The organism is Methylophilus sp. TWE2 (genome assembly GCF_001183865.1).
Lineage (GTDB): Bacteria > Pseudomonadota > Gammaproteobacteria > Burkholderiales > Methylophilaceae > Methylophilus.
In genome coordinates, this window is the sequence record NZ_CP012020.1 from 57,473 (window position 1) to 80,711 (window position 23,239).

The 23,239-nt window shown below is 52.7% G+C and carries 21 protein-coding genes; 11 read left to right on the forward strand and 10 right to left on the reverse strand.

The features are described 5' to 3' along the window. The first annotated feature begins 26 nt into the window (after nt 1–26). Nucleotides 27–2,006 carry a bifunctional diguanylate cyclase/phosphodiesterase gene (locus tag ACJ67_RS00275; RefSeq protein WP_231587205.1) on the forward strand — a complete coding sequence of 660 codons (1,980 nt, stop codon included), beginning with the start codon at nt 27–29 and terminating at the stop codon, nt 2,004–2,006. Nucleotides 2,007–2,026: 20 nt separating this feature from the next. Here the strand turns inward: ACJ67_RS00275 and recG are convergent, their stop codons facing one another. From recG to ACJ67_RS00320, 9 genes are all read right to left on the reverse strand, one after another. Continuing rightward, nucleotides 2,027–4,093: an ATP-dependent DNA helicase RecG gene (gene recG / locus ACJ67_RS00280; RefSeq protein WP_049637407.1), complete on the reverse strand. Its 2,067-nt coding sequence runs from the start codon at nt 4,091–4,093 to the stop codon at nt 2,027–2,029. A gap of 13 nt (nt 4,094–4,106) precedes the next feature. Continuing rightward, complete coding sequence (locus ACJ67_RS00285) at nt 4,107–6,323, reverse strand: bifunctional (p)ppGpp synthetase/guanosine-3',5'-bis(diphosphate) 3'-pyrophosphohydrolase (protein ID WP_049637408.1); 2,217 nt, start codon at nt 6,321–6,323, stop codon at nt 4,107–4,109. 6 nt (nt 6,324–6,329) lie between these two features. Continuing rightward, nucleotides 6,330–6,545 carry a DNA-directed RNA polymerase subunit omega gene (rpoZ, locus tag ACJ67_RS00290; RefSeq protein ID WP_018987158.1) on the reverse strand — a complete coding sequence of 72 codons (216 nt, stop codon included), beginning with the start codon at nt 6,543–6,545 and terminating at the stop codon, nt 6,330–6,332. A 44-nt stretch (nt 6,546–6,589) separates the two neighbouring features. Then, on the reverse strand, nt 6,590–7,201 hold the full coding sequence (gene gmk, locus ACJ67_RS00295) for a guanylate kinase (protein ID WP_018987157.1): 612 nt from the start codon (nt 7,199–7,201) through the stop codon (nt 6,590–6,592). After that, nucleotides 7,198–7,935, reverse strand: a complete 738-nt coding sequence (locus ACJ67_RS00300; RefSeq protein WP_049637409.1) for a proteasome-type protease — start codon at nt 7,933–7,935, stop codon at nt 7,198–7,200. The genes gmk and ACJ67_RS00300 overlap by 4 nt, the downstream gene beginning before the upstream one ends. Before the next feature lie 57 nt (nt 7,936–7,992). Then, nucleotides 7,993–8,820, reverse strand: coding sequence for a transglutaminase family protein (locus ACJ67_RS00305; protein WP_049637410.1), 828 nt, complete (start codon nt 8,818–8,820; stop codon nt 7,993–7,995). A gap of 105 nt (nt 8,821–8,925) precedes the next feature. Then, nucleotides 8,926–9,870 (reverse strand): alpha-E domain-containing protein, encoded by a 945-nt coding sequence (locus tag ACJ67_RS00310; protein ID WP_018987154.1) that lies wholly within the window; start codon nt 9,868–9,870, stop codon nt 8,926–8,928. Then, on the reverse strand, nt 9,864–11,357 hold the full coding sequence (locus ACJ67_RS00315; protein WP_049637411.1) for a circularly permuted type 2 ATP-grasp protein: 1,494 nt from the start codon (nt 11,355–11,357) through the stop codon (nt 9,864–9,866). Before ACJ67_RS00315 ends, ACJ67_RS00310 begins: the two co-directional genes overlap by 7 nt. Before the next feature lie 181 nt (nt 11,358–11,538). Then, nucleotides 11,539–12,435, reverse strand: a complete 897-nt coding sequence (locus tag ACJ67_RS00320) for a YicC/YloC family endoribonuclease (protein WP_082163874.1) — start codon at nt 12,433–12,435, stop codon at nt 11,539–11,541. Nucleotides 12,436–12,585: 150 nt separating this feature from the next. Between ACJ67_RS00320 and ACJ67_RS00325 the strand changes: the two genes are divergently transcribed. The 8 genes from ACJ67_RS00325 (at nt 12,586) to ACJ67_RS00360 (ending at nt 19,329) form a co-directional block, all read left to right on the forward strand. Beyond that, nucleotides 12,586–13,521, forward strand: coding sequence for a serine/threonine-protein kinase (locus ACJ67_RS00325; protein WP_049639683.1), 936 nt, complete (start codon nt 12,586–12,588; stop codon nt 13,519–13,521). Further along, nucleotides 13,518–14,435 (forward strand): PP2C family serine/threonine-protein phosphatase, encoded by a 918-nt coding sequence (locus ACJ67_RS00330; protein ID WP_049637412.1) that lies wholly within the window; start codon nt 13,518–13,520, stop codon nt 14,433–14,435. The genes ACJ67_RS00325 and ACJ67_RS00330 overlap by 4 nt, the downstream gene beginning before the upstream one ends. Before the next feature lie 16 nt (nt 14,436–14,451). After that, nucleotides 14,452–15,171, forward strand: coding sequence for a ribonuclease PH (gene rph / locus ACJ67_RS00335; RefSeq protein WP_049637413.1), 720 nt, complete (start codon nt 14,452–14,454; stop codon nt 15,169–15,171). A 17-nt stretch (nt 15,172–15,188) separates the two neighbouring features. Further along, complete coding sequence (rdgB, locus tag ACJ67_RS00340) at nt 15,189–15,812, forward strand: RdgB/HAM1 family non-canonical purine NTP pyrophosphatase (protein WP_049639684.1); 624 nt, start codon at nt 15,189–15,191, stop codon at nt 15,810–15,812. Nucleotides 15,813–15,820: 8 nt separating this feature from the next. Then, a complete protein-coding gene (locus tag ACJ67_RS00345) occupies nt 15,821–16,036 on the forward strand; it encodes a hypothetical protein (RefSeq protein WP_049637414.1) in 216 nt (71 codons plus the stop codon). Between the two features lie 11 nt (nt 16,037–16,047). After that, on the forward strand, nt 16,048–17,871 hold the full coding sequence (gene recQ, locus ACJ67_RS00350) for a DNA helicase RecQ (protein ID WP_049637415.1): 1,824 nt from the start codon (nt 16,048–16,050) through the stop codon (nt 17,869–17,871). An 81-nt stretch (nt 17,872–17,952) separates the two neighbouring features. Next, nucleotides 17,953–18,894 (forward strand): hypothetical protein, encoded by a 942-nt coding sequence (locus ACJ67_RS00355; protein ID WP_049637416.1) that lies wholly within the window; start codon nt 17,953–17,955, stop codon nt 18,892–18,894. Further along, entirely contained in the window at nt 18,895–19,329 is a 435-nt protein-coding gene (locus ACJ67_RS00360; protein WP_049637417.1) for a hypothetical protein, read from the forward strand. A gap of 20 nt (nt 19,330–19,349) precedes the next feature. Here ACJ67_RS00360 and ACJ67_RS00365 read toward each other — a convergent pair whose 3' ends face one another. Beyond that, a complete protein-coding gene (locus ACJ67_RS00365) occupies nt 19,350–19,991 on the reverse strand; it encodes an arylesterase (RefSeq protein WP_049637418.1) in 642 nt (213 codons plus the stop codon). A gap of 2 nt (nt 19,992–19,993) precedes the next feature. Between ACJ67_RS00365 and ACJ67_RS00370 the strand changes: the two genes are divergently transcribed. Next, nucleotides 19,994–20,701, forward strand: coding sequence for an ABC transporter ATP-binding protein (locus tag ACJ67_RS00370; RefSeq protein WP_049637419.1), 708 nt, complete (start codon nt 19,994–19,996; stop codon nt 20,699–20,701). After that, nucleotides 20,701–23,202: an ABC transporter permease gene (locus ACJ67_RS00375; protein ID WP_049637420.1), complete on the forward strand. Its 2,502-nt coding sequence runs from the start codon at nt 20,701–20,703 to the stop codon at nt 23,200–23,202. Before ACJ67_RS00370 ends, ACJ67_RS00375 begins: the two co-directional genes overlap by 1 nt. The last annotated feature ends 37 nt before the right edge of the window (nt 23,203–23,239 follow it).

Genomic DNA, 23,239 nt, shown 5'->3' on the forward strand with positions numbered 1-23,239 from the left:
GACAATAACTACAGGGGGAAGATGCGTTGAACACGGTCGCGGACTCATCCGCTTTGCGCGCAGAAATTGTGGACATGCTGTACGCAAACAATCGCAGGTCGTTGATGGCCGCCCTTGTGGTCATGGTTGCACTCTTGCTGGTGCAACGACCATTGATTAGCCCTGTGATTCTTGGCGCCTGGACAGGCGTTTTTCTCACTGCCTATGGTGCGCGCGCCTTTCTGACCCGCCAATACGAAAAAGACCAGCAGCATGCATTGCATAGTGAGCGTTGGTTGCAATGGTTTCGCGCCAGCACCGGCTTTTGCGGCATTGCCTGGGGCTTGGCAGGCATTTTATTGTTTCCCCAGACCGATACCGCACACCAGGCCTTCCTGATTTTTGCGCTGGTGGGCGTGTCTGGCGCCGCGATTATCATTTATTCGATAGACACCCTCACCAGTAACCTGTTTAGTGGCGGCATTGTGTTGTTCATGATTCCGCGCTTCATTATGCATGGCAGCTCGGTGTCACTGGCGCTAGCGGTGTTGTTTATCGTCTATGTCATTTATGTCAGCATGGCTGGCCGCAGCCTTGCGCTGAGCCTGCGCGAAAATATTTCCTTGCGCATTGCATCCAACCTGGATAATCAGAAAGTCCACCAGCTGGCTTATTATGATTTCCTGACCGGTTTACCCAATCGGCGGCTACTGGCAGACCGCCTGAACCAGGCTTTCGCGCGCTGTGCGCGAAACCAAAGCTACGGCGCGGTGTTGTCACTGGACCTGAATAACTTTAAAGGCCTCAATGACAGCAAAGGCCACCAGGCCGGGGATGAGTTACTGCAGCAGGTAGCCATGCGGCTACAAGAGTGCTTACGAAAAAAAGACACCATTGCGCGTATGGGCGGCGATGAATTTATCGCCGTACTGGATGAGTTATCGACTGACAAGGCTGAGGCGGCTGCGGCGGCACAGGTCGCGGCTGCAAAAATGATGTCGGTGTTCTCGCAGCCGTTTCAGTTGCAAAACACCAGGTACCGCACTGCCCCCAGTATAGGGATCTGCCTGTTCCTGGGCGATCACTGCAGCCAGGCTGACGTGTTAATGCGCGCTGACATTGCCATGTACCAGGCCAAAAAATCCGATAACCTGAATAGCATACAGATGTATGACGAAGCCACACATCCGGCCATAGAAATGCGGGCCACGTTGGAAAATGAGTTGGCATTTGCCTTACAGGCCAACCAGTTCCTGCTGTATTACCAGGTGCAGGTAGATGCCCAGCAACAGCCCATTGGCGCGGAAGTGTTATTGCGCTGGCAACATCCGACGCTAGGCATGATCCCGCCTGACCAGTTTATCCCGATTGCCGAGGCGACCGGTGAAATTGTGGCGATTGGGCAATGGGTGCTGGCCCAGGCCTGCCAGCAACTCAAATACTGGTCACACGCTGCAGCGACAGCGTCATTGCAATTATCGGTCAATGTCAGTGCGATCCAGTTCAGCCAGCCAGATTTTGTGCAGATCGTGACAGAGACCGTGCAGGCCAGTGGCTGTGACCCCAGGCGCTTGTGCCTGGAATTGACCGAGAGCCTGATTGTCAAAAACCTGGATGAGGTGATAGAGAAAATTGATGCCTTAAAAGCACTGGGAATCAGTTTTTCTCTGGATGATTTTGGCATCGGCCAATCTTCGCTGTTGGTATTGAAGCGCCTGCCGCTAGACGAGTTAAAGATAGACCGCAGCTTTATCAAGGATATTGTGTATAACAGCTACGATGCATTTATTGTGCAGACCATTATCAATATGGGTAAGAATCTTGGACACAGCGTGATTGCCGAAGGCGTGGAAATGCAGCAGCAAGTGACACTGTTGCAAGACATGGGCTGCCATTGTTTCCAGGGTTATCTGTTCAGCCGGCCACTCCCTTTGCCAGCGTTTGAAGGCAGCCTGCTCTCCGCCACCCAAGCCCTGTCCAAACCTTCTGCCCTGCAGCAGACCCAGGCATTAACAGGACCTAGTTAATATCTTGGTATTGGGAATGTTCAAACCTTGACCCACTCTTCTGCCTGGCTCAGCCAGCGCTGTAAATGGGCAGCTACCGCCGCAGGGTCGCGTTGCAGTAATTGATCAGCCTTGGTTTTGGCGACTTGCAGCAAGTCGGCATCGCGTTCCAGGTCCGCGATTTTGAGCATGGGCACGCCGCTCTGACGTGTGCCTAGCAGTTCACCCGGGCCGCGGATATGCAAGTCTGCCTGGGCAATCTCGAAGCCATCGTTGCTTTCAAAAATCACCTTCAGGCGCTGGCGGCCAATCTGCGAACATTGCTGTTTGCTGTACAGCAAAATACAAGTGCTTTTGGCCGCGCCGCGGCCGACCCGCCCGCGTAACTGGTGCAACTGGCTGAGGCCCATGCGTTCGGCATGTTCAATGACCATTAAACTCGCATTCGGCACATCGACGCCGACTTCAATCACGGTGGTGGCCACCAGCAAATGCATTTCGTTGGCGGCAAACGCCTGCATCACGGCCTGCTTCTCGGCGGGCTTCATACGGCCATGTACCAACCCCACGCGCAATTCCGGGAACGCCTGTTGCATATAGGCATAGGTGTCATTGGCGGTTTGCAGTTGCAGGGCTTCCGACTCCTCGATCAGCGGGCATACCCAGTAGGCTTGGTGGCCTTGGGCACAGGCATCATGTACACGCTGCAAAATCTCATCCCGTCTGTCATCCGCCACCAGTTTGGTGATGACAGGGGTGCGGCCGGGAGGTAATTGGTCAATGACAGAGACATCAAGGTCGGCGTAATAACTCATGGATAAGGTGCGCGGAATCGGCGTCGCAGACATCATTAACTGGTGCGGTTCCCAACTCGATATGGTGTCTTTTTTTCCAGTCCCTTTTTTGCGCAGTGCCAGGCGTTGCCCCACGCCAAAGCGGTGTTGTTCATCGACAATCGCTAACCCCAGTTGCTTGAACTGCACATCGTCCTGGAACAGGGCGTGGGTGCCTACGGCCAGCATGGCGCTACCATTGGCGATGAGTGTGAGTGATTGCTCACGTTCTTTTTTAGGCTGGCTACCGGTGAGCCAAGCAACCGTGATCCCCAATGGCTGTAACCAGCTGCATAGCTTTTTGTAATGCTGCTCGGCCAGAATTTCTGTGGGAGCCATCATGGCCACTTGCCAGCCATGCTCAATCAGCTGTAAAGCCGCCACGCAGGCGACAATAGTTTTTCCGCTACCGACGTCACCCTGCAGCAAACGCTGCATGGGATGGGGCTGGGCCAGGTCTTGCTGGATTTCATGGACCACTTTTTGTTGTGCTGCTGTCAGGGCAAACGGCAGGCTGGCAAGCAGGCGGGAGACCAGCTGTTGTGAGCCGGGAATGGCGGGCGCCTGAGATTGTTTACGCCGCGCATAATGCTGACGCATGGACAGCTGTTGCGCGAGTAGTTCATCGTAGGCCAGGCGCTGCCAGGCCGGGTGCGTGCGGTCTTCCAGCGTGTTAAGGGCTGTCTCTGGACTCGGTTGGTGCAATAGCTGCAGGCTGCTGGCAAAATCTGGCAGGTGCATGGCTTGGTATACCCAGTCTGGCAGGGTTTCATACAAGTGCTCATTATGTAACACCAGCTTCACCGCTTTGCGGATGGCAGACTGGCTTAAGCCAGCTGTGGTTGGGTAGACCGGAGTCAGCGCACTGTTGACGGGCGTGTCCTCGTTCACTTTGCGCTGGGTGGGGTGCACCATTTCATAACCAAAAAAACCTGGACGGATTTCGCCAAAGGCGCGTAAGCGCTGGCCGGGCTGCATGGCTGAAACCTGGCTGGGGTAAAAATGTAAAAAGCGCAGGTTGATGACGCCGGTGTCGTCCTGTACCCGCACATTGAGCATTTTGCGGGGTTTGTAGCTGACCTCGTGATGGACCACCACGCCTTCAATCTGCGTCTGTTCGCCTAGCCGTAAATCGCGGATGGCAGTAATGCGTGTTTCGTCGAGGTAGCGCAGGGGTAAATGCAGCAGCAGGCTTTCCACACTGCGGATGCCCAGTTTATCCAGCTGGCTGCACAGGGCAGGCGTAAAACCTTTGATGTCGCTCAAGGGACGCATGCGGGCAGGACGGTTACTGGATGCGCTGTTCCAGCTGATTGCCTTTGACCCGGTTGATCCGTACGATTTGCTGGATCTTGCGCAGGTTGCGGATCAGGGTTGCCAGGTGCACACGGTTATGCACCTGCACGGTAAAGTTGACGTTGGAGTACTGGCTGCCATCGCTGGTTTCAACGCTAACGTTATCAATGTTGGCATCCGCATTGGAGATGGTGGCTGCAATCTTGGCCAGCATGCCGCGCTCGTCCACCACTGTGACGCGCAAGTTGACGCTGAACAGTTTCTTCGGATCGGCATCCCATTCCACATCTAGCCATTTTTCCGGATCCAGCTTGAATTTGCGGATGGCCGGGCAATCATGCGTATGAATGACCAGGCCTTTATCTTTATTGATAAAGCCCAGGATAGGATCGCCAGGAATCGGTCGGCAGCATTGGGCAAACTGGACGGCCATGCCTTCCGAACCGCGGATGGTGATGGTATCCAGCACTTTGGCAGATTTATCTTCCGCCTCCGCCGGATGGGCTACCAGCTGGTGCGCCACCATCAGGCTGTTGCGTTTACCCAGGCCAATATCGGTCAAAATAGCTTGCCGCGTTTTGACGCCGTAGTCATTCATGACTTTTTGCCATTGTTTGTCCGTCAGGGCCGCCGGTTCGATATGCATGGCGCGTAATGCCACATTCAGCATGCGCTCGCCCAATTGCGCCGATTCTTCCACCTTCACTGTTTTCAGGTAATGCCGGATATGCGAACGTGCCTTGCCTGTGACCACATAATTGAGCCAGGCCGGATTGGGTTTGGCCAATGGTGCGGTAATGATTTCCACATGGTCACCATTGCGCATTTCGGTACGCAAAGGCGCCAGTTCATTATTGATTTTGACAGCGACGCAGCTATTGCCGACATCTGAGTGCACGGCATAGGCAAAGTCAACCGCCGTTGAGCCCCGCGGTAAAGCCATGATATTGCCTTTGGGCGTGAACACGTAGACCTCATCGGGGAACAGGTCCACCTTGAAGTTTTCAAGGAATTCGTGGCTGTCATCACTTTCGGTCTGGATTTCCACCAGCCGTTGCAACCATTGGTGCGTTTGCTGCTGCAGCTTGGTCAGGTGCGCATCGGTGGTTTTGTATAACCAGTGCGCAGCCACGCCTGCATCGGCAATATTGTGCATTTCCTGGCTACGGATCTGCACTTCAATCGGCGTTCCAAACGGGCCGAACAGGGTCGTGTGCAAGGACTGGTAGCCGTTGGCCTTGGGAATGGCAATATAGTCTTTAAAACGACCAGGAATCGGTTTGTATAACGCGTGCAAGGCACCAAGTGCGAGGTAACATGCAGCAGTATCCTTTACAATCACTCTAAAGCCGTAAATGTCGCCAATTTGCGATAACTTCATCGCTTTTTCAGACATTTTCTTGTAAATGCTATACAAGTGCTTTTCGCGGCCTTCTACGTCATATTCAATCTGGTACTGGGTGAGCTGATTCTGGATGGCTTCCTGAATCTTGCTGACCACTTCCTTGCGGTGGCCGCGTGCCGTGCGGATGGCCTTGTCAATCACGCGGTAGCGGTTAGGGTACAGGTATTTGAAGCTAAGGTCTTCCAGCTCATGGTAAATCGGGTTCAGGCCAAGGCGGTTGGCAATCGGCGCGTAGATGTCCAGTGTTTCACGGGCGATGCGCTTTTGTTTTTCGCTCCGCATCGCATCCAGGGTCTGCATATTATGCAAACGGTCTGCCAGCTTGACCAGGATCACGCGCACGTCCTGGCTCATGGCCAGCAGCATTTTGCGGAAGTTTTCCGCCTGGGCCTGGGTGGCGGTTTGCAGTTCTACCTTGTCCAGTTTGGTCAGGCCGTCGACCAGGTCCGCGACCTGTTTGCCAAAGCGCTCAGTAATCGCTGCACTGTCCACTTCGGTATCTTCCACCACATCGTGCAGCAAGGCTGCCAAGAGGGTGGGTAAATCCAGGTGCAACCTGGCCAGGATGCAGGCTACGGAAATGGGGTGGGTGATATAGGGTTCGCCGGTTTTTCGGGTTTGGCCGGCATGCGCCTGGTCAGCGTAGCGGTACGCTTGCCAAACCAGTTGCACTTCTTCTTCATTAAGATACTTACGGATCAGCTGGGTAAGGGGGGAATCCTCACGGTCGGCTGGCAGCAAATCGACCTCCTCCATGGGAGGCCTGGACTTGCGGTGGGCAGAATCGCCTTGGGTGTGGGGCATAGCTGCTTATGCTTGGCCCTTTTTCTCTAGCAGCTCAACACCGATTTTGCCAGCGGCGATTTCGCGCAAGGCAAGCACGGTGGCTTTATCTTTTTGTGAGTAACCGCTTACCAACGGGTCAGAGCCATTAGCCAGCTGTCGTGCACGGTAAGCCGCGACCAGGGTCAATTGAAAACGGTTAGGGATGTTGTCCAAGCAATCATCGACAGTAATACGTGCCATAAAAACCTCTATCTGTTTGAACCATCAGCATGGCGAGTGCCAGCTTAGGTAAGTGATTGAATCAATGACGCGTGGCAGGCTACCTGGCGGTTTAACTGCAAGCGCTGGGCGCGAACAATCGCCATCAGATCCTGCAAGGCCACGTCAAAATTATCATTAATTGTAACATAATCAAACTCATGCACGTGACGCATCTCCTCGCGTGCAGCTGCCAGGCGTTGCGCGATGACGGCGTCACTGTCCTGGCCGCGGCTGTTCAGGCGGTGCGCCAGCGCCTCAATAGAGGGTGGCAAGATAAATATAGAGGTGACCTGTGGGAACAAGGTGCGAATCTGTTGCGCGCCTTGCCAGTCAATTTCGAGGATCACGTCGCGGCCTTCTGCCAGGGCATTTTCAACCTCACTTTGCGCCGTGCCATAGCGGGCACTATGCACATGCGCGCTTTCAAGAAAACCGCCATTGTCGAGGATGTCGAGAAATGCAGGCTCAGAGACAAAGTGGTAATGAATGCCATCTTCTTCACCGGGGCGGGGTGCCCGTGTGGTGTGTGAAACCGACAGTTTCAGGATCGGGTCTTGTGCCAGCATGGCACGCACCAGGCTGGTTTTGCCTGCGCCAGAGGCAGCAGAGATCACAAACAAATGGCCTTGGCTCATGAGGCACTCCATGCCGGGTTAGGCAGAGAAGAAAAAACGGCTTTCAACCCTTCCCCCCAGCCCTTGCGGATGCTGGCGTAATAAGGGTCATCTTCCATCAGGCGGTGCCGGCAATCGGCGCTTAAACTATCAGTGCGGTATATCATCAAATCAATCGGTAAAGCCACAGAAATATTGCTGCGAATCGTAGAGTCAAACGAAATCAGCACGCATTTTACCGCATCTGTGACACTGGTTTGATGTTTGATGACACGGTCTATGATGGGTTTGCCATATTTGGTCTCGCCAATTTGTAGATAAGGTGTGTCTGGCGTGGCCTCAATAAAGTTACCGGCTGCATAGACATTAAACAGGCGCGGTTTTTCGCCCTTGATTTGCCCCGCCACCAGGATACTGGCGCTAAAGTCTATGCTGTGTTCCTTGAGGGCTTTGCCGTCGCGCTGGTGTACGGTGCGCATGGCGGCGCCGACCACGCTGGCAGCTTCAAATAACGATTGCACATTATGCAGATGCGCATGCGGTTCGGTTGACTTGAGTTGTTCCCGGCAGAGGTTGACCACCGATTGAGTAATCGCCAGATTGCCAGCCGTGAGAAGCACGATCATGCGCTCACCCGGCACTTCAAACACATGCATCTTGGGCGCAATGGCTACCTGATCGACACCAGCATTGGTACGCGTGTCAGACGCCAGGACCAGGCCTTGTTCCAGTAAAATACCTACACAGTAAGTCATCACAATCCGCGGTTAAAAAATGAAATCGGAAAGGCCATCATAGCATGCAGCCGCCAGCTATTGCTGTGCACTTTGTGCCTGTTGCAGCAAGCGCGCCTGCTCTTGTGGATTGGCCTGACGGGCTTGCTGGTTCACACTTACCACACTGGCCATGCCTTCTATGCCGCCGCCTATGCGTGAGCCGGTGACCGGGCTGGCGCTGCGGTAGTCCAGTCCGTGCGCCAGCCGGACATGGGTCTCGTTGACCAATGTCCCATTTGAAACATCCAGGCCTAGCCAATGTCCTTGTTGCCAGATATCCACCCAGGCATGTGTCTGCATGAGGCTACCATCCACGGTAAACAAATAACCACTCACGTAACGCGCAGGCAGCCCCAGGCTACGGCAGCAGCCGATAAAAGCATGGGCATGGTCCTGGCAGACGCCCTTGCCAAGCCGGAAAGCTTGAGCTGCAGGGGTATCCACCTGCGTTGCGCCTTTAATGTATTGCATACGCTCACGCAAAGCGTGCATCAAGTCAGTTAAGGGTGCATTCGCAAACGGTCTGGCAAATTCGGCCATGGCGGCATCTGCTTGCGTCAATGGTGTATCCCGCAGATAAATTTCTGCTGGCAAAGCCTGCTCTGGCGGCTCTGTCTCAACGCCAGTTTCCACGGCGCCAGACACCGTAATCAAAAGGGCTTCATGAGGCTGGTCTATGACCAAAGTGTGGGATAGATTACCAAAGGCATCTTCAAAAGGCGTCAATTGGCCATTGACCTTGATCTGCCAGTGTTTGACCGCTTGCCTATATCCGTTGCGCGGCGTCAGGCGTAACTGCTGTATGGTGTATTGCACCATTTCACTGAAAACATATTGGGTCTGGTGTTCAATGTTGAGCAGCATGATGTGGTCTGGGTTAAAGTAAAAAAGCGCAGCGCTGTTTTATAACAGTCTGCGCACGAGGGGCTCATGGCAATCTATGGCGAAATCATGTGTACGCTTCTCGCATCACGCCGTCGCATTTAAAAAATTACGTTGTATTTCTTCACCCAGTCTGCGGTTGGCAAGAATAAAATCATCTAGAAAATGGTGTACCCCATCCCTGACGATATCCAGCATGCGGCCATAATGCAGTTTGGCGTGCATTTGCCCGGCTAAACGCTCAGCCTCGGTCTGGCGGCTTCCGGCCACCTGGCGCAAAATCGGCATGATTTCGGCATAACAGGCGTGTAGCGAGCGCGGCATGTCCTCGCGCAAGATCAGCAATTCAGACACTTTCATCGGCTCAATCGCATCACGGTATACCTTCTGGTAAGCCTGGAAGGCCGAGACTGAGCGCAACACGGCGCTCCATTCGTAGTAATCGACCGCGCCATCATTGGCTTCCTGCATGGGGATTAAAAATTCATATTTCACATCCAGCAGGCGTGCCGTATTATCGGCGCGCTCCATAAACGTGCCCAGTCGGACAAAACTGAAGGCTTCATCGCGCAACATGGTGCCAAAGCACACGCCGCGGAACAGGTGAGAACGGCTTTTCACCCACTCACAAAACTCACTGAGGCCGGTTTTTGTCAGGTCCTGCTTGATGTACTGGCCGAATTCCAGCCATAAGGTGTTCATGTTCTCCCAGGTTTCGGTGGTCATCGCGACGCGCACGGCGCGTGCATTTTCGCGCGCGCTACGCAGGGAGCTGTAAATGCTGGATGGGTTGTTGCTGTCCATGACCAGATGCTTGATCACATTGGTCGCGTTGAGCTCCTTATAGGTCGCGTCATAAATATCGCGGATACCGGCAATTTCGAGTACCGTATCCCATAGCTCTTCTTCATTGCTGCTGTCAGAAGGCAGCAAAGACATGTTGTAGGTGACATCCAGCACGCGCGCGACGTTTTCAGTGCGCTCGATATAGCGTGCCATCCAGTATAAGTGGTCTGCGGTACGGCTTAACATATGACGGCCTCTTGATTGATTTGTTGTGCAGCCATTTGCGGTTGCAGGGTTTCGGCACAGACATCATCCCGTTCCAGCACCCAGGTATCTTTGGTACCACCCCCTTGTGAGGAGTTGACAACGAGGGAGCCTTCCTTAAGTGCTACGCGTGACAGGCCGCCCGGTACCACACTGACGGTTTTGCCTGACAGTACAAATGGGCGCAGGTCCACATGGCGAGGGGCGATGCCCTGATCGACCAGCGTCGGGCAGGTCGACAGTGCCAACGTCGGCTGTGCAATGTAATTAGAAGGTTTAGAAACAATGCGCAAGCGGAATTCTTCAATTTCCTGCTTGCTGGCAGTGGGGCCAACCAGCATGCCGTAGCCGCCGGAGCCCTGTACTTCTTTCACGACCAGCTCGGGCAGATGATCCAGCACATAGGCCAGATCATCTTCCTTGCTGAGTTGATACGTAGGCACGTTCTGCAGGATAGGAGATTCACCCAGATAGAACTTGATCATCTCCGGCACGTAGATATACGTCGCCTTGTCATCGGCCACGCCGGTGCCTACAGCGTTAGCCAATGTGACGCCACCATTGCGGTAAACGGAGAGCAGACCTGGCACGCCCAACAGGGAATCGGGCTTGAACACCAGAGGGTCAAGGAAGTCGTCGTCGATGCGGCGGTAAATCACATCCACCCTTTGCGGGCCTTGTGTGGTGCGCATGTAGACGGCGTTATTACGAACAAACAAATCCTGGCCTTCCACCAGTTCTATGCCCATTTGCTGGGCGAGGAAGGCATGTTCAAAGTAGGCGCTGTTATAGGCCCCTGGTGAAAGGAGCACGACGGTTGGGTCGGTGACGCCGGTTTGTGCCACCGAGCGCAGGTTATTCAGCAACACATGTGGGTAATGCTCCACGGGCGCAATCGGGTATTTCTTAAACAAATCCGGGAACAATCGCATCATCATCTTGCGGTCTTCCAGCATGTAAGACACGCCGGACGGTGTGCGCAGGTTGTCTTCGAGCACATAAAACTGCGATTCACTGGTGCGGACCAGGTCAATGCCAGCTACATGCGCATACACCTGATTAGGCACATTCACACCCACCATCTCTGGCCGGTATTGCGCATTACTTAAAATGCTATTCGGCACGATACCGGCTTTGATGATTTCCTGATCATGGTAAATATCATGCAGGAACATATTAAGCGCGCGGACGCGTTGAACGGCGCCTTTGGACAGGTGCGCCCATTCACTGGCAGAAATCATGCGCGGAATGACATCAAACGGAATTAAACGCTCGGCGCCATCTTCTTCGCCATACACATTAAAGGTAATCCCCACACGGCGGAACAAAACCTCAGCTTCGGCACGCTTGGCGGCCAGTTGTTGCGTAGGCACATCACTTAACCAATGCTTGTATGCCTGGTAAATGGCCCGTACGTTGCCCCCATAGCCCTGCATTTCATCAAAAAACTGTTTTGCTGATTGCGTCATGATGCTGGACCTTTGCCTTGCTTGTAAAAATCAATTAAATAAGAGCAAGCCGTGTGCCAGCCTATTAAGTGTATTTAAATCAAGTAGTTATTGTCTTGTTGAGGGAGTTTGAAAAACAAAGCGCACCATTTAGGTGCGCTTTTGAATCACGGTTTTGGTGCAAACCGGGTTTTAAACAGGGTTATTCAATATTCTGAATTTGTTCGCGCATTTGCTCAATCAGCACTTTGAGCTGCATGGAAACCTGCGTGGTTTCAATCGCGACTGATTTGGAGCCTAGTGTATTAGCTTCGCGGTTCATTTCCTGCATCAGGAAATCCAGCTTTTTGCCCACGGCACCGCCTGCACTCAGGATGCGGTCCATTTCGGTAATATGGGAATTCAATCGCGCCAATTCTTCATCAACATCAATCCGTTGTGCATACAGTACAATTTCCTGGCGTACGCGGTCGTCATCTGCCTGCATGGCCTCGCGTAATTTGGTGGTCAGTTTTTCCTGATACTGGCTCACCAGCGCTGGCAGTAGCGGTTTGACGATGCTGATCTGCTCACGCACGCCTTGTAGACGGTCCAGCAGTACCTGCTTGAGTTTTTCGCCCTCACGCTGGCGGGCGGCAATCAGTTCGTCTATCGCTTGTGACAAACCACTCTGTACGCTTTGAGCCAAAGTTTCAGCATCGACCGCTTCGCTTTGCAACACCCCTGGCAGCTTGAACACCTCGACCAGGTTAACAGGTTGCGCCTGTGGGAAATGTTGCTGTAATTCGCCAAGCGTTTGCGCAATTTGCGCCACCATGGCCGGGTTTAATGCCAGGTTGGTCGCAGCGCTATCGCTTTTGAGGCTAATCCGGCACTCTACCTTGCCGCGACCAAGCCGGGTTTGCAACTGCTCGCGAATGTGCGCCTCATACTGGCGCAAGCTATCCTCAATTTTCACGTTGAGTTCGAGGTAGCGATGATTCACCGCGCGTAATTCGATGAGCAGCAGGCCGCCGGGGAAGCGTGACTCCGCTGCGGCAAAGCCGGTCATGCTTAAAATAGGTTGATCGTTGGCGGATTTTTTGGCTGTCATGTTCATCGTCTTGGGCTGGGAAGCAAACGGAGGGATTGTATCAAATGCGCTATCGATATGCGAAAATAGCAAAAAGATAAAAGAAAACCCGTGATTCAGGCCACACAATGCGGGCTTTCCCTTAATAAAAGCCATGATGGTGACGTTAAAGCGCTAGTGAAGCTCTCTAATAAATTTGATTTTGCCTTGCCGGTAGGCACTGCGCTGCATGACTACACCATTACCAAGGTGTTGAGTCTGGGCGGGTTCAGTTTCGTCTATCTGGCGCAAGATCCGCAAAAAAATACCGTCGCCATCAAGGAATATATGCCAGTGACGCTGGCTGAGCGCGACGAACATACGCATATCCGATCGAATGGTAAAAACGAGGCCGCCTACAAACATGGCATGAAATGCTTTTTTGAAGAAGGCCTGGCGCTGGCCAATATCGAGCACAAGAATATCGTCCGCGTGAAAAACTTCTTTCGTGCCAACAATACGGTGTATATGGTCATGAAATACGAACGCGGCAAATCGCTGCAAGACTACATCATGGCCTTGTCGCAGCCGGTACCAGAGAGCTTTCTCATCCGCATGTTTATTGAATTGCTCAATGGCTTGCGCGAAGTGCATACGCGCAAGTTGCTGCATCTCGATATCAAACCTGCCAACATTTATATCCGTCTCGATGGTTCGCCTATGCTGCTGGACTTCGGATCAGCGCGCCAGGCTTTGTCTGAAGTGACGCTGGCCCCAACCTACACACCGGGCTTTGCGCCGCCGGAACAGTATATAGACCGCAAGCACTTGGGGCCATGGAGCGATATTTACAGCATAGGCGCTAGTATGTATGCCTGTTTGCAGCGGGCGTCCCCGGTCTCGGCTAACCAGCGCCTGAAAGAAGATACACTGGTGCCGGCGGTCGAGCTCGGCAAACAGATATATTCCGAAAAATTGCTGGCCATCATTGATGAATGTATGCAACTCGACTATTTGTCGCGGCCGCAAAGCGTGTTCTCACTACAGAAAAAAATGATCGGCATCCACGTGGCAGCAGATCCACGGGCATCGCTGGTCGATAAAATCATCAAGGTACTGAACAAACCGCTATGAAATTCACCATTGCACAGGGCAGTCGCCAGGGGCCGCGGCCCTACAACCAGGACAGGCTGGCCTATTCTTACCATAGGCATGCCATCCTCATGGTATTGGCTGATGGCATGGGCGGTCACCAGCACGGTGATGTCGCAGCCGAGGTCGCAGTCAAAACCATGGTAGAAGCGTTTCAGCGCGAATCCAAACCATTAATTTCCCAGCCTGCGGAGTTTTTACGCACGCAGATTGTCCAGGCACATGAAGTGATTGAAAATGTGCGTTTGCAAAAACGCCTGATGGAGTCTCCACGTACCACCATCGTGGTCGCGCTGATTCAACATAACAAACTGTTTTGTGCCCATGTGGGTGATTCCCGCCTCTATCACTACCGTAACGGCCTGGTGGAGCACCAGACGGAAGACCACTCGGTGGTGCAGTCGCTATTGCGTGAAGGAAAAATCACCGCAGCTGAGGTAGATCATCATCCGCACCGCAATAAAATTTATAATTGCCTGGGTGGTGAGCGACCACCCAAGGTCGAGTTGACCCCGCCTATCCCGCTGCGCGAAGGCGATGTGATCATGCTTTGCTCTGATGGTGTATGGAACACAGTGCCTGAAATCCATATGGCACAGCATATGCTGGCTGCGGATATTAATGATGGCGTGAGTCGCCTGCTGGATGATGCCGATGCGGCAAGTATTACGGTGGGCGACAATATGAGCGCCATTGCCTTGCAGTGGGGGCAGCGTGTGGTGAGCCCGTTAACGATTTCAACGCTGGATTTACCGGTCGATGTCACCACTACCATGATGAATGAAATTCCAGCCTCGTCCAGCCCGTATGGACTGGACCTCACTGATGACGAAATTGAAAAAGCGATTGCCGAAATACAAGAAGCGCTGGGCAGAGCCCAGCAACATATTAAATAACGGAAAGTGTTAAACCATGAGCAGACCTAGCCAGCGCGCCAACGATCAGTTGCGTGCCATCGAAATCATCCGTCATTACACCAAGCACGCCGAAGGTTCTGTGCTGGTGAAGTTTGGCGATACTCACGTGATATGCACGGCCAGTGTAGAAGAAAAAGTGCCCGGCTTTTTAAAGGGCAAAGGCCAGGGCTGGGTGACGGCAGAATACGGCATGCTACCGCGTTCTACCGGTTCGCGCATGGACCGCGAAGCAGCTCGCGGCAAGCAAAGCGGGCGCACACAGGAAATCCAGCGCCTGATTGGCCGTAGCCTGCGCGCGGTGATCGACCTCGAAAAACTGGGTGAGCGCACCATCCATTTTGACTGTGACGTGATCCAGGCCGATGGCGGGACCCGCACCGCCAGCATTACAGGTGCCTATGTCGCCATGGTGGATGCAGTGTCTACCTTGCTGCAAAAAGGCCTGCTGACTGAAAGCCCGATCAAGGATTCCGTCGCTGCTATTTCTGTTGGTGTGTATCAAGGTACGCCAGTGTTGGACCTGGATTACATTGAAGACTCAGACTGCGATACCGACATGAACGTGGTCATGACCGGCAAAGGTGGGTTTGTGGAGATTCAGGGCACCGCCGAAGGCGAACCGTTTGCCCGCGAGACGATGGACCAAATGCTGGACCTGGCCGCCAAAGGCATTACTGAACTGGCGCAACTGCAAGCGCAAGCGCTGGCCAAATAATCACAGGGAACATGAGTATAGCCTTGCCGTTTGAAAAACTGGTCATTGCCTCGGGCAACCAGGGCAAAATCCGTGAAATTGCGCATTTGCTGGCACCGCTGAATATTGCTGCTGTGTCGCAATCCGAATTCAATGTGCCCGAATGTCCCGAGCCTTATCACACCTTTATTGAAAACGCTTTAGCCAAGGCACGCCATGCCAGCCAGCATACCGGCTTGCCCGCGCTGGCCGACGATTCAGGGTTGTGTGTTGACGCCTTGCAAGGCGCACCGGGCGTGATTTCGGCGCGTTACAGCGGGCCAAAACCGCCTAACAGCCTGCTCACGCAAGACGAACGCAACAACGATAAATTGCTCACCGCCATGGAACGCATTGCTGACCGCCGTGCCTATTTCTATAGCGTGGTTGTGCTGGTGCGCCATCCGCTAGACCCGCAGCCCTTGATTGCTGATGGCCTGTGGCGCGGCGAAATCCTGCGCGAGTTCCGCGGCACTGAAGGCTTTGGTTACGATCCGCTGTTTCTGGATACGCAGAGCGGCAAAACCGTGGCAGAATTACCGCTTGAGATCAAAAGTCAGCGCAGTCACCGCGGCCAGGCGATGGCCAAACTGCTGCAACAACTGAAAACATTAAGTGAGTAAATAAGTAGATGAGTAACGAATGGCCAAAATGGGTACGCGATGACGGTTCGGTGGTGTCCTGCACCGAAAAGGTCAAAGTCATGGCCGAAAATTTTGACGAACTCAAACAGATCGCCCAGGATGCGCTGGAAGATGGCTTGCTGATGGAAGTCAGCGAAGCGCAGATGCGTGAGGCCCTTCATAAGTTAGTCGACGAACTGATTAACCCCTACAACAAAGTCTAGTTTGCTTTCACATGGCAAACCAATCACCGCAACACATCCTCCAAACCGTCTTCGGCTACAACCAGTTCCGCCACCAGCAACAAGCCATCGTCGAGCATGTCATCAGCGGGCAAGATGCGCTGGTGCTCATGCCCACCGGCGGCGGAAAATCCCTGTGTTACCAGATTCCCGCACTCGCACGCGAAGGCCTGGCGATTGTCGTCTCGCCGCTGATTGCGCTGATGCAAGATCAGGTCGAAGCCTTGCAACAGCTGGGCGTCAACGCGGCCTTTTTAAATTCCAGCCTCAGTGCCGAAGATAACAACCGCATCACGCGGCAAGTGCTCGCTGGCGAAATCAAACTGTTATACGTCGCCCCCGAACGCTTGATGGTCGGCAGCTTTTTAAGCCTGCTCGACGAAGTGCAACAGCATGTCGGCCTCGCTCTGTTTGCTATTGATGAAGCGCATTGCGTGTCGCAATGGGGGCATGATTTCCGGCCTGAGTACCGCCAGCTCACGGTGCTACATAACCGCTTCCCCGAGGTGCCGCGCATCGCACTGACTGCCACCGCCGATGCACCCACTCGCGCCGAAATCATCAGCCAGCTCAACCTCGAAAACGCCCGCCAGTTTGTCTCCAGTTTTGACCGACCCAATATCCGCTACCACGTCGGCATTAAAAATAATGCCCGCCAGCAGCTACAAGCATTTTTAGAGCGCGAGCATCCGAACGACGCTGGCATCATCTATTGTTTATCCCGCAAAAAGGTGGAAGAAACCGCTGCCTGGCTGGTCGAAAAAGGCTGGTCAGCACTACCTTATCACGCCGGTTTATCCGCCCAATTGCGCGAACATCACCAGCGCCGCTTCCTGCGTGAAGAAGGCATCATCATGGTGGCGACCATTGCGTTCGGCATGGGCATAGACAAACCCAACGTGCGCTTTGTCGCGCATTTAGATTTACCCAAAAGCATGGAAGGCTATTACCAGGAAACCGGCCGCGCCGGGCGCGATGGCCTGCAAGCTAACGCCTGGATGTTCTACGGCATGGGCGATGTCGTCTCCATGCGGCAAATGCTAGATAGTGGCGAAGCCTCCGAAGAACGCAAACGGCTAGAGCGCTTAAAGTTAGACGCCTTGCTCGGCTACTGCGAATCCACCGCCTGCCGTCACCAAACCATCTTGCGCTATTTCGGCGAAAGCCATCCCGGTGCCTGCGATCAATGCGACAACTGCCTGCATCCGGTCGAAACCTGGCAAGCCACCCAGGTCGCGCAAATGGCGCTTTCCTGCGTATTCCGTACCGGGCAACGCTTCGGCGTCGGCCATTTAATAGATGTGCTCATGGGCAAAGCCACCCCACAAGTTGAGCGTTTTCATCACGATAAAGTCAGCACCTTTGGCATAGGCAAAGCTCTCAATCAAGCACAATGGAGCGGCGTGTATCGCCAACTGATCGCCGCTGGCATGCTGGAGGCCGACATGGCCGCCTACGGCGGTTTAAAACTCACCGAAGCCGCAAGGCCAGTACTCAAAGGCGAGCAAGAAGTTTGGTTACGCCGCGATGCCGAACCCGAAAAACGCATGAGCAAAGCCGAACGCAGCGCCCGCGCTAAAGAGGCTTTTGAAGGTGCCAATGACGATCCGTTGTGGCAAGCACTTAAAGCTAAACGGCTAGAACTGGCAAGAGAGCAGGGTGTGCCGCCATATGTGATTTTTCATGATAGTACGCTGCTGGAAATTCATAATAGAAAACCACAGACCTTGGATGAAATGGGGCAGATTAGCGGGATAGGGCAGGCGAAATTGCAGAAGTATGGAGATGCGTTTTTGCAGGTGCTGGAAGATATTTAGGCATGTAATTTCACTAAAGCTAGTAATAAGTAATCAGCAAATATAAATTAGAGGTTCATTTCAACGTGTTATCCAATATTTATGCGTAAATCTCTAGCTAATGTTTGTAAGCAATTTTCAAATAAACATACCTTAGTTGGCGAAGATCGCATAACTCGCGCGACTATCTCCGATATTCAGAAATATATGGAGCGTAATGCTCGCAATGTTAAAAAAACAACAAAGCTACATATTCAAGAAATTGCCACTGATATTGACCTGCAAATTATTTGCTTAACTTCATTAGCAATTACTTGTTTAGAGTCTTGGCAAGAGCAGAAAAAACGAAGAAAAATTGTTATGGAAGACTTTCCCGCTAATGATATGAATCTTGGAGGATGTTTACTAAATATCGCTAATACTGCAATGGCAATTAATAAACTTTGCTTAGAAGGGCTGGACACTCAAGCGCGTGTATTAGTTAGGACTTTAGATGAAAGACTGATGCAAACGCCGATTCTTTTTGCTAGTAAAGAAGACTACAAAGAATGGCATAAAGCTGAGTCGCCTGAAGACAGTAAATCTGCTCATTATAGGGTTTTTGCCAGGAAGAAAAGATTATATAAAAGGCATGCTGAGCTAGAGTCTATATGCCTTGGTACTGAAGTTTCTTCGGAGCTACATGCATGGAAACAAGAAAATGAAGACTTTTATTCAATGGCTGTACATGGCGCTTCTTCAGCTGTTCAGATTGGCTCTTGGGCTTTTGATTTTGGATCAGAAGGTATGCGGCCTAATTTATTTGGTACAGCATCGGCAGCATCCATTGGTACTCTAAAGCACACTCGCTTTCAGTTGTTTTGGTTCATGATTTTGTTTCCTGCCGTTTTAGAAAAATTTCATACCTGGAAGCCGGATGTTAAAGATCATTGGCAAAAAATGTATATGGTATCTAAGGAATGCATTTTTGGAAGCGCACATGAGTGGCTCGTCCCAAAAAATAATCTATATTTCCTACCAGAAATATGTACAAAGAGATATTAAATGAATTCTTTCGATGGTGATTTGGTAAGGCCACTAGGTTTGGTGACCTTATATTTTGGCTATGCTGAAGCTCAAGTAAATGTACTTGTTGAAATGTTAAATGAGTGTGGTCTCAATATTGAAATTTCGCCCTCTGCATCGCTAGGGCAAAGGGTGAAGGTCATTAAGACGGCACTAAAAAAGTTAAATTACAATGGCGTAGTAGATACTCTGGAAATCCTAAGTGAAGCGAAAGGATTACTAGAACAGCGCAACTTACTAACTCACGGTTGTGTATATGCTAAAGGGCGTGTTGTTCCAAATGACAAGGCTAAAGGTGAGTTTTATGTCACTCCAGAGTCATTAACACAGCTAGCGGATAAGGTATTTAATTGGAAGGAGAGGTTAAATTCAAAAATTCAACGTGAACTTTTACCTGCACTTCGTGATATTTGAAGAGAACCAAAGATTAATAACTATTTAGAATTTTTGATGAGCAAAGATTTTAAAGTCGGCCAAACATTTTCTAATATCCTCCTCTGCGCATTCACATTAGGATGCAAACCATCTTCAATCACTAAATCAGCATGTCCGCTGATTCCATCCAGAAAAAACGGGACAAAAGGTGTTTTGTATTTTTCCGATAAATCCAGAAAAGCCGCTTTAAAACCGTTGGTATATTTAGGGCCATAATTCGGCGGGATCAGCATGCCAAGCAACACGACCTGCGCATTCGATTGCTTGCTGGCTTGAATCATTTTTTCCAGGTTGTTTTTCATCACATCTACCGGCAAACCGCGAAGACCATCATTTGCGCCTAGTTCCAGGACGACGATACTGGGTTTAAAGTGTTTGAGGGCGGCGGGCAGGCGACTGAGGCCACCAGCGGTGGTTTCGCCGCTGACGCTGGCGTTGGCAACTTCGTAGGGTAATTGGTTGTCTTTTAAACGTTGTGCGACTAAATTGACCCAGCCTTGTTCTTTGGGGATGCCATAGGCGGCGGATAAGCTATCACCAAAGAACAAAATCGTTTGTTTGGGTGCGGCCTCTGCCATCGCTAAGCTGATGAACAATAGAGCAGGTAACACGATCAATAAATGAAGAAATCGGAACATCATTAATGCAAATCCCTTATGCCGTTGAAGCGGTGTCGTTAAGTAAATCGGTTGTCAGCAATGATACAACACTCCCCATTTTGACTGGTTTGAATCTGGCGGTGCCGCCGGGAGAGCGGCTGGCGATTATCGGCAGCTCGGGGTCGGGGAAATCTACATTGCTGGGCTTGTTAGCCGGATTGGACACGGCAACGAGCGGAAAAGTCCTGATTACGGGTGAAGATATCGGCCAGATGGATGAAGATGGCCGTGCCGCCATGCGTGCCAGAACCATGGGCTTTGTGTTTCAGTCGTTTCAATTGCTCGGTTCATTGACGGCGTTTGAAAACGTGATGCTGCCTTTGCAGTTGGCGGGCCGTGCGGATGCGCATGCTATCGCCATGGCGGCACTGGAGAGCGTAGGCCTGGCGACGCGTGCGACGCATTACCCTAAACAGTTATCGGGTGGGGAGCAGCAGCGGGTGGCAATTGCGCGGGCCTTTGCCGCCAAGCCTGCGATTCTGTTTGCCGATGAGCCGACGGGCAATCTCGATGTGACGACGGGTGAGGCCATCATCAAGTTGCTGTTTGATTTAAACGCACAGAGTGGTACGACGCTGGTATTGGTGACGCACGATATGCAGTTGGCAAAACGCTGCCAGCGCGTGTTGAGTTTGCAACATGGCGTCTTACACGAGATCAACCTGGCTGACCAGGCAGCGGGAGCGCATTAATGCTGGTGCTTACCATTGCCTGGCGCCAGTGCCGCAGTTTGTGGTCATCGGGTGAAATACGGGTGTTGCTGTTTGCCTTGATTCTGGCGGTGACGGCGACCACAGCGGTGAGTTTTTTCACCGACCGGCTGCATAGGAGCATGCAAACGCAAGGCAATGTGTTGCTGGGCGCTGACTTGGTGGTGAATGCCGACCATGTGCTCCCCTCTACTTACCGCGCAGAAGCGCAGCGCCTGCAATACCAGACTTCGCAAGCGCTGGAATTCTCCAGCATGGTGGTGAAAGGGGAGCGCAACGAGCTGGCCGAAATCAAGGCGGTGGAGCAGGGCTTTCCGCTACGAGGAAAACTAACGATTCGTGATGCTCAGACACCGCAAGCGCAAAAAACCGCCAATACTATTCCCGCCCGTGGCACAGTTTGGATGGAACCCAGCCTGGCGAAAAAGCTGGACCTCAAGTTAGGCGATGAAGTCAGCGTGGGGAATAGCCAGCTCAAGGTAGCCGCCTTGCTGCTGCAAGAGCCTTCACGTGGCGGTGATATGTTTAATATTGCGCCGCGCTTGTTGATGAATAGCGCGGATGTGGCGGCGACCGGCCTGATTCAGTTTGGTAGTCGGGTCAAATATCAGTTATTGGTGGCAAGTGCTGATACCCCTTCAATCGTCCAGTTTGCTGATTGGCTGAAGCCAAAATTGGCGAGGGGAGAGCGGGTGGATGATATCCGCAGTGCCCGCCCAGAGATGCGCAGTGCGCTGGATAAAGCGCAGCAGTTTCTCGGTATTGCTTCTATGGTCGGCGTGATTCTGGCCATGGTCGCCATGTTGCTGGCGAGTATCCCTTACGTGCAAAAAAGCCTGGATACCTACGCGCTCATGCGTTGTTTTGGCGCGACCAAAGCACTGATCACCAATATCCTGCTATATCAGACTTTGCTGCTGGCGTTGGTGGGCAGCGTGATCGGTTGCGTACTGGGATTTGCGGCACAACATGGCCTGGCAATACTCGCGGCACGACTGTTTTTAGAGACCTTGCCCAGCCCGGGCTGGACGCCGGTTTTGTTAGGCCTGGTCACTGGCTTTGCCACCTTGCTCACGGTGGTGTGGCCGCAACTGATGCGTTTGCGGGCCGTGCCCGCCTTGCGCATTTTGCGCCAGGATCTAGAAGGCAATGTGCGTGGCAGCGGCTTGTTGTTTGTACCTGCATTTCTGGTACTGGCTGGGCTGGTGTTCTGGCATTCCGGTGATGCCAAACTGGCAGCGATTGTATTGGCAGCACTGGCGGCATTGGTGATGGTGGCCGGTGTGCTCGCCTGGCTGGGCATACGGCTGCTACAGTCAACGTTTAAACAAACTGCAACTTTCGGCGTGATCCGGCTGGGGTTAATGGGCTTAAGGCGCCGCCCGGCCCTGACCGTCGCGCAGGTGGTGGGCGTGAGCATGGGCCTGATGGCGGTCTTGCTATTGGCCTTTGTGCGTAACGACCTGCTCAAGACCTGGCAAACCTCCTTGCCTGCCGATGCACCTAACCGGTTTGTGATTAATATCCAGGCCGATCAAATGCCTGGCATCAACGCTTTGCTTACTGCGCAGGGTATAGACCATGCCGAAATTTTGCCTATGGTGCGGGCACGACTGGTATCAGTGAACGGCAAACCGCTGAATGTGGCCGACTATGAAGATGAACGTGCCAAGCGACTGGCAGAACGCGAATTTAATTTATCCTGGGCGGCTGAGATGCAGTCCGACAACGAACTGGTGGCCGGGCAGTGGTGGCGAGCAGATGACGCAGGCAAGCCTTTGTTGTCGCTGGAGCAGGGCCTCGCAGATACTTTAAAACTCAAGCTCGGCGATCAGCTGACTTATGATGTGGCTGGTACACCGCTGACGCTGACCATCTCCAGCCTGCGCAAAGTGGATTGGAGCAGCATGCATGTGAATTTTTTTGCGGTGACACCGCCGAAAGTGCTGGATGGTTACGCGGCCAATTACCTCACCAGTTTCCACCTGCCTGCGGGGAAGGAAGATGCGCTAAACCAGCTCGTCAGAACATTCCCCAATTTAACCATCATCAATGTGGCGGCGGTGCTGGAACAGCTTCAGGGCCTGATCAGCAAAATGAGCTACGCCATTGAGTTTGTATTTGGCTTTAGCCTGCTGGCCGGGGTGGCCGTGTTATATGCTGCCTTGATGGCAACCCGCGAAGAGCGCGTGCGTGAAAGCACCCTGATGCGCGTGCTCGGCGCCTCAAGAAAGCAGGTCGTGCTAGCGATGCTGGTGGAATTTTTATGTGTAGGCCTGCTGGCCAGTGTGGTGGCAATGCTGTTTACCAATATCGCAGCCTATTACCTGGCGACGCTGGTGCTGCATATCGATTACCAGTTCAATCTCTGGTTGAGCGTGCAAGGCTTGCTGGCTGCCATATTGCTAGTGCCGTTTGCGGCGTGGCTGGTGGCGCGGCACCAGTTTAACCGGCCCCCCAGGGCGTTGTTACAAAGTGTTTAACCGCATGTGGTTTGGGCGAGTCAGGTAAAATACGTCC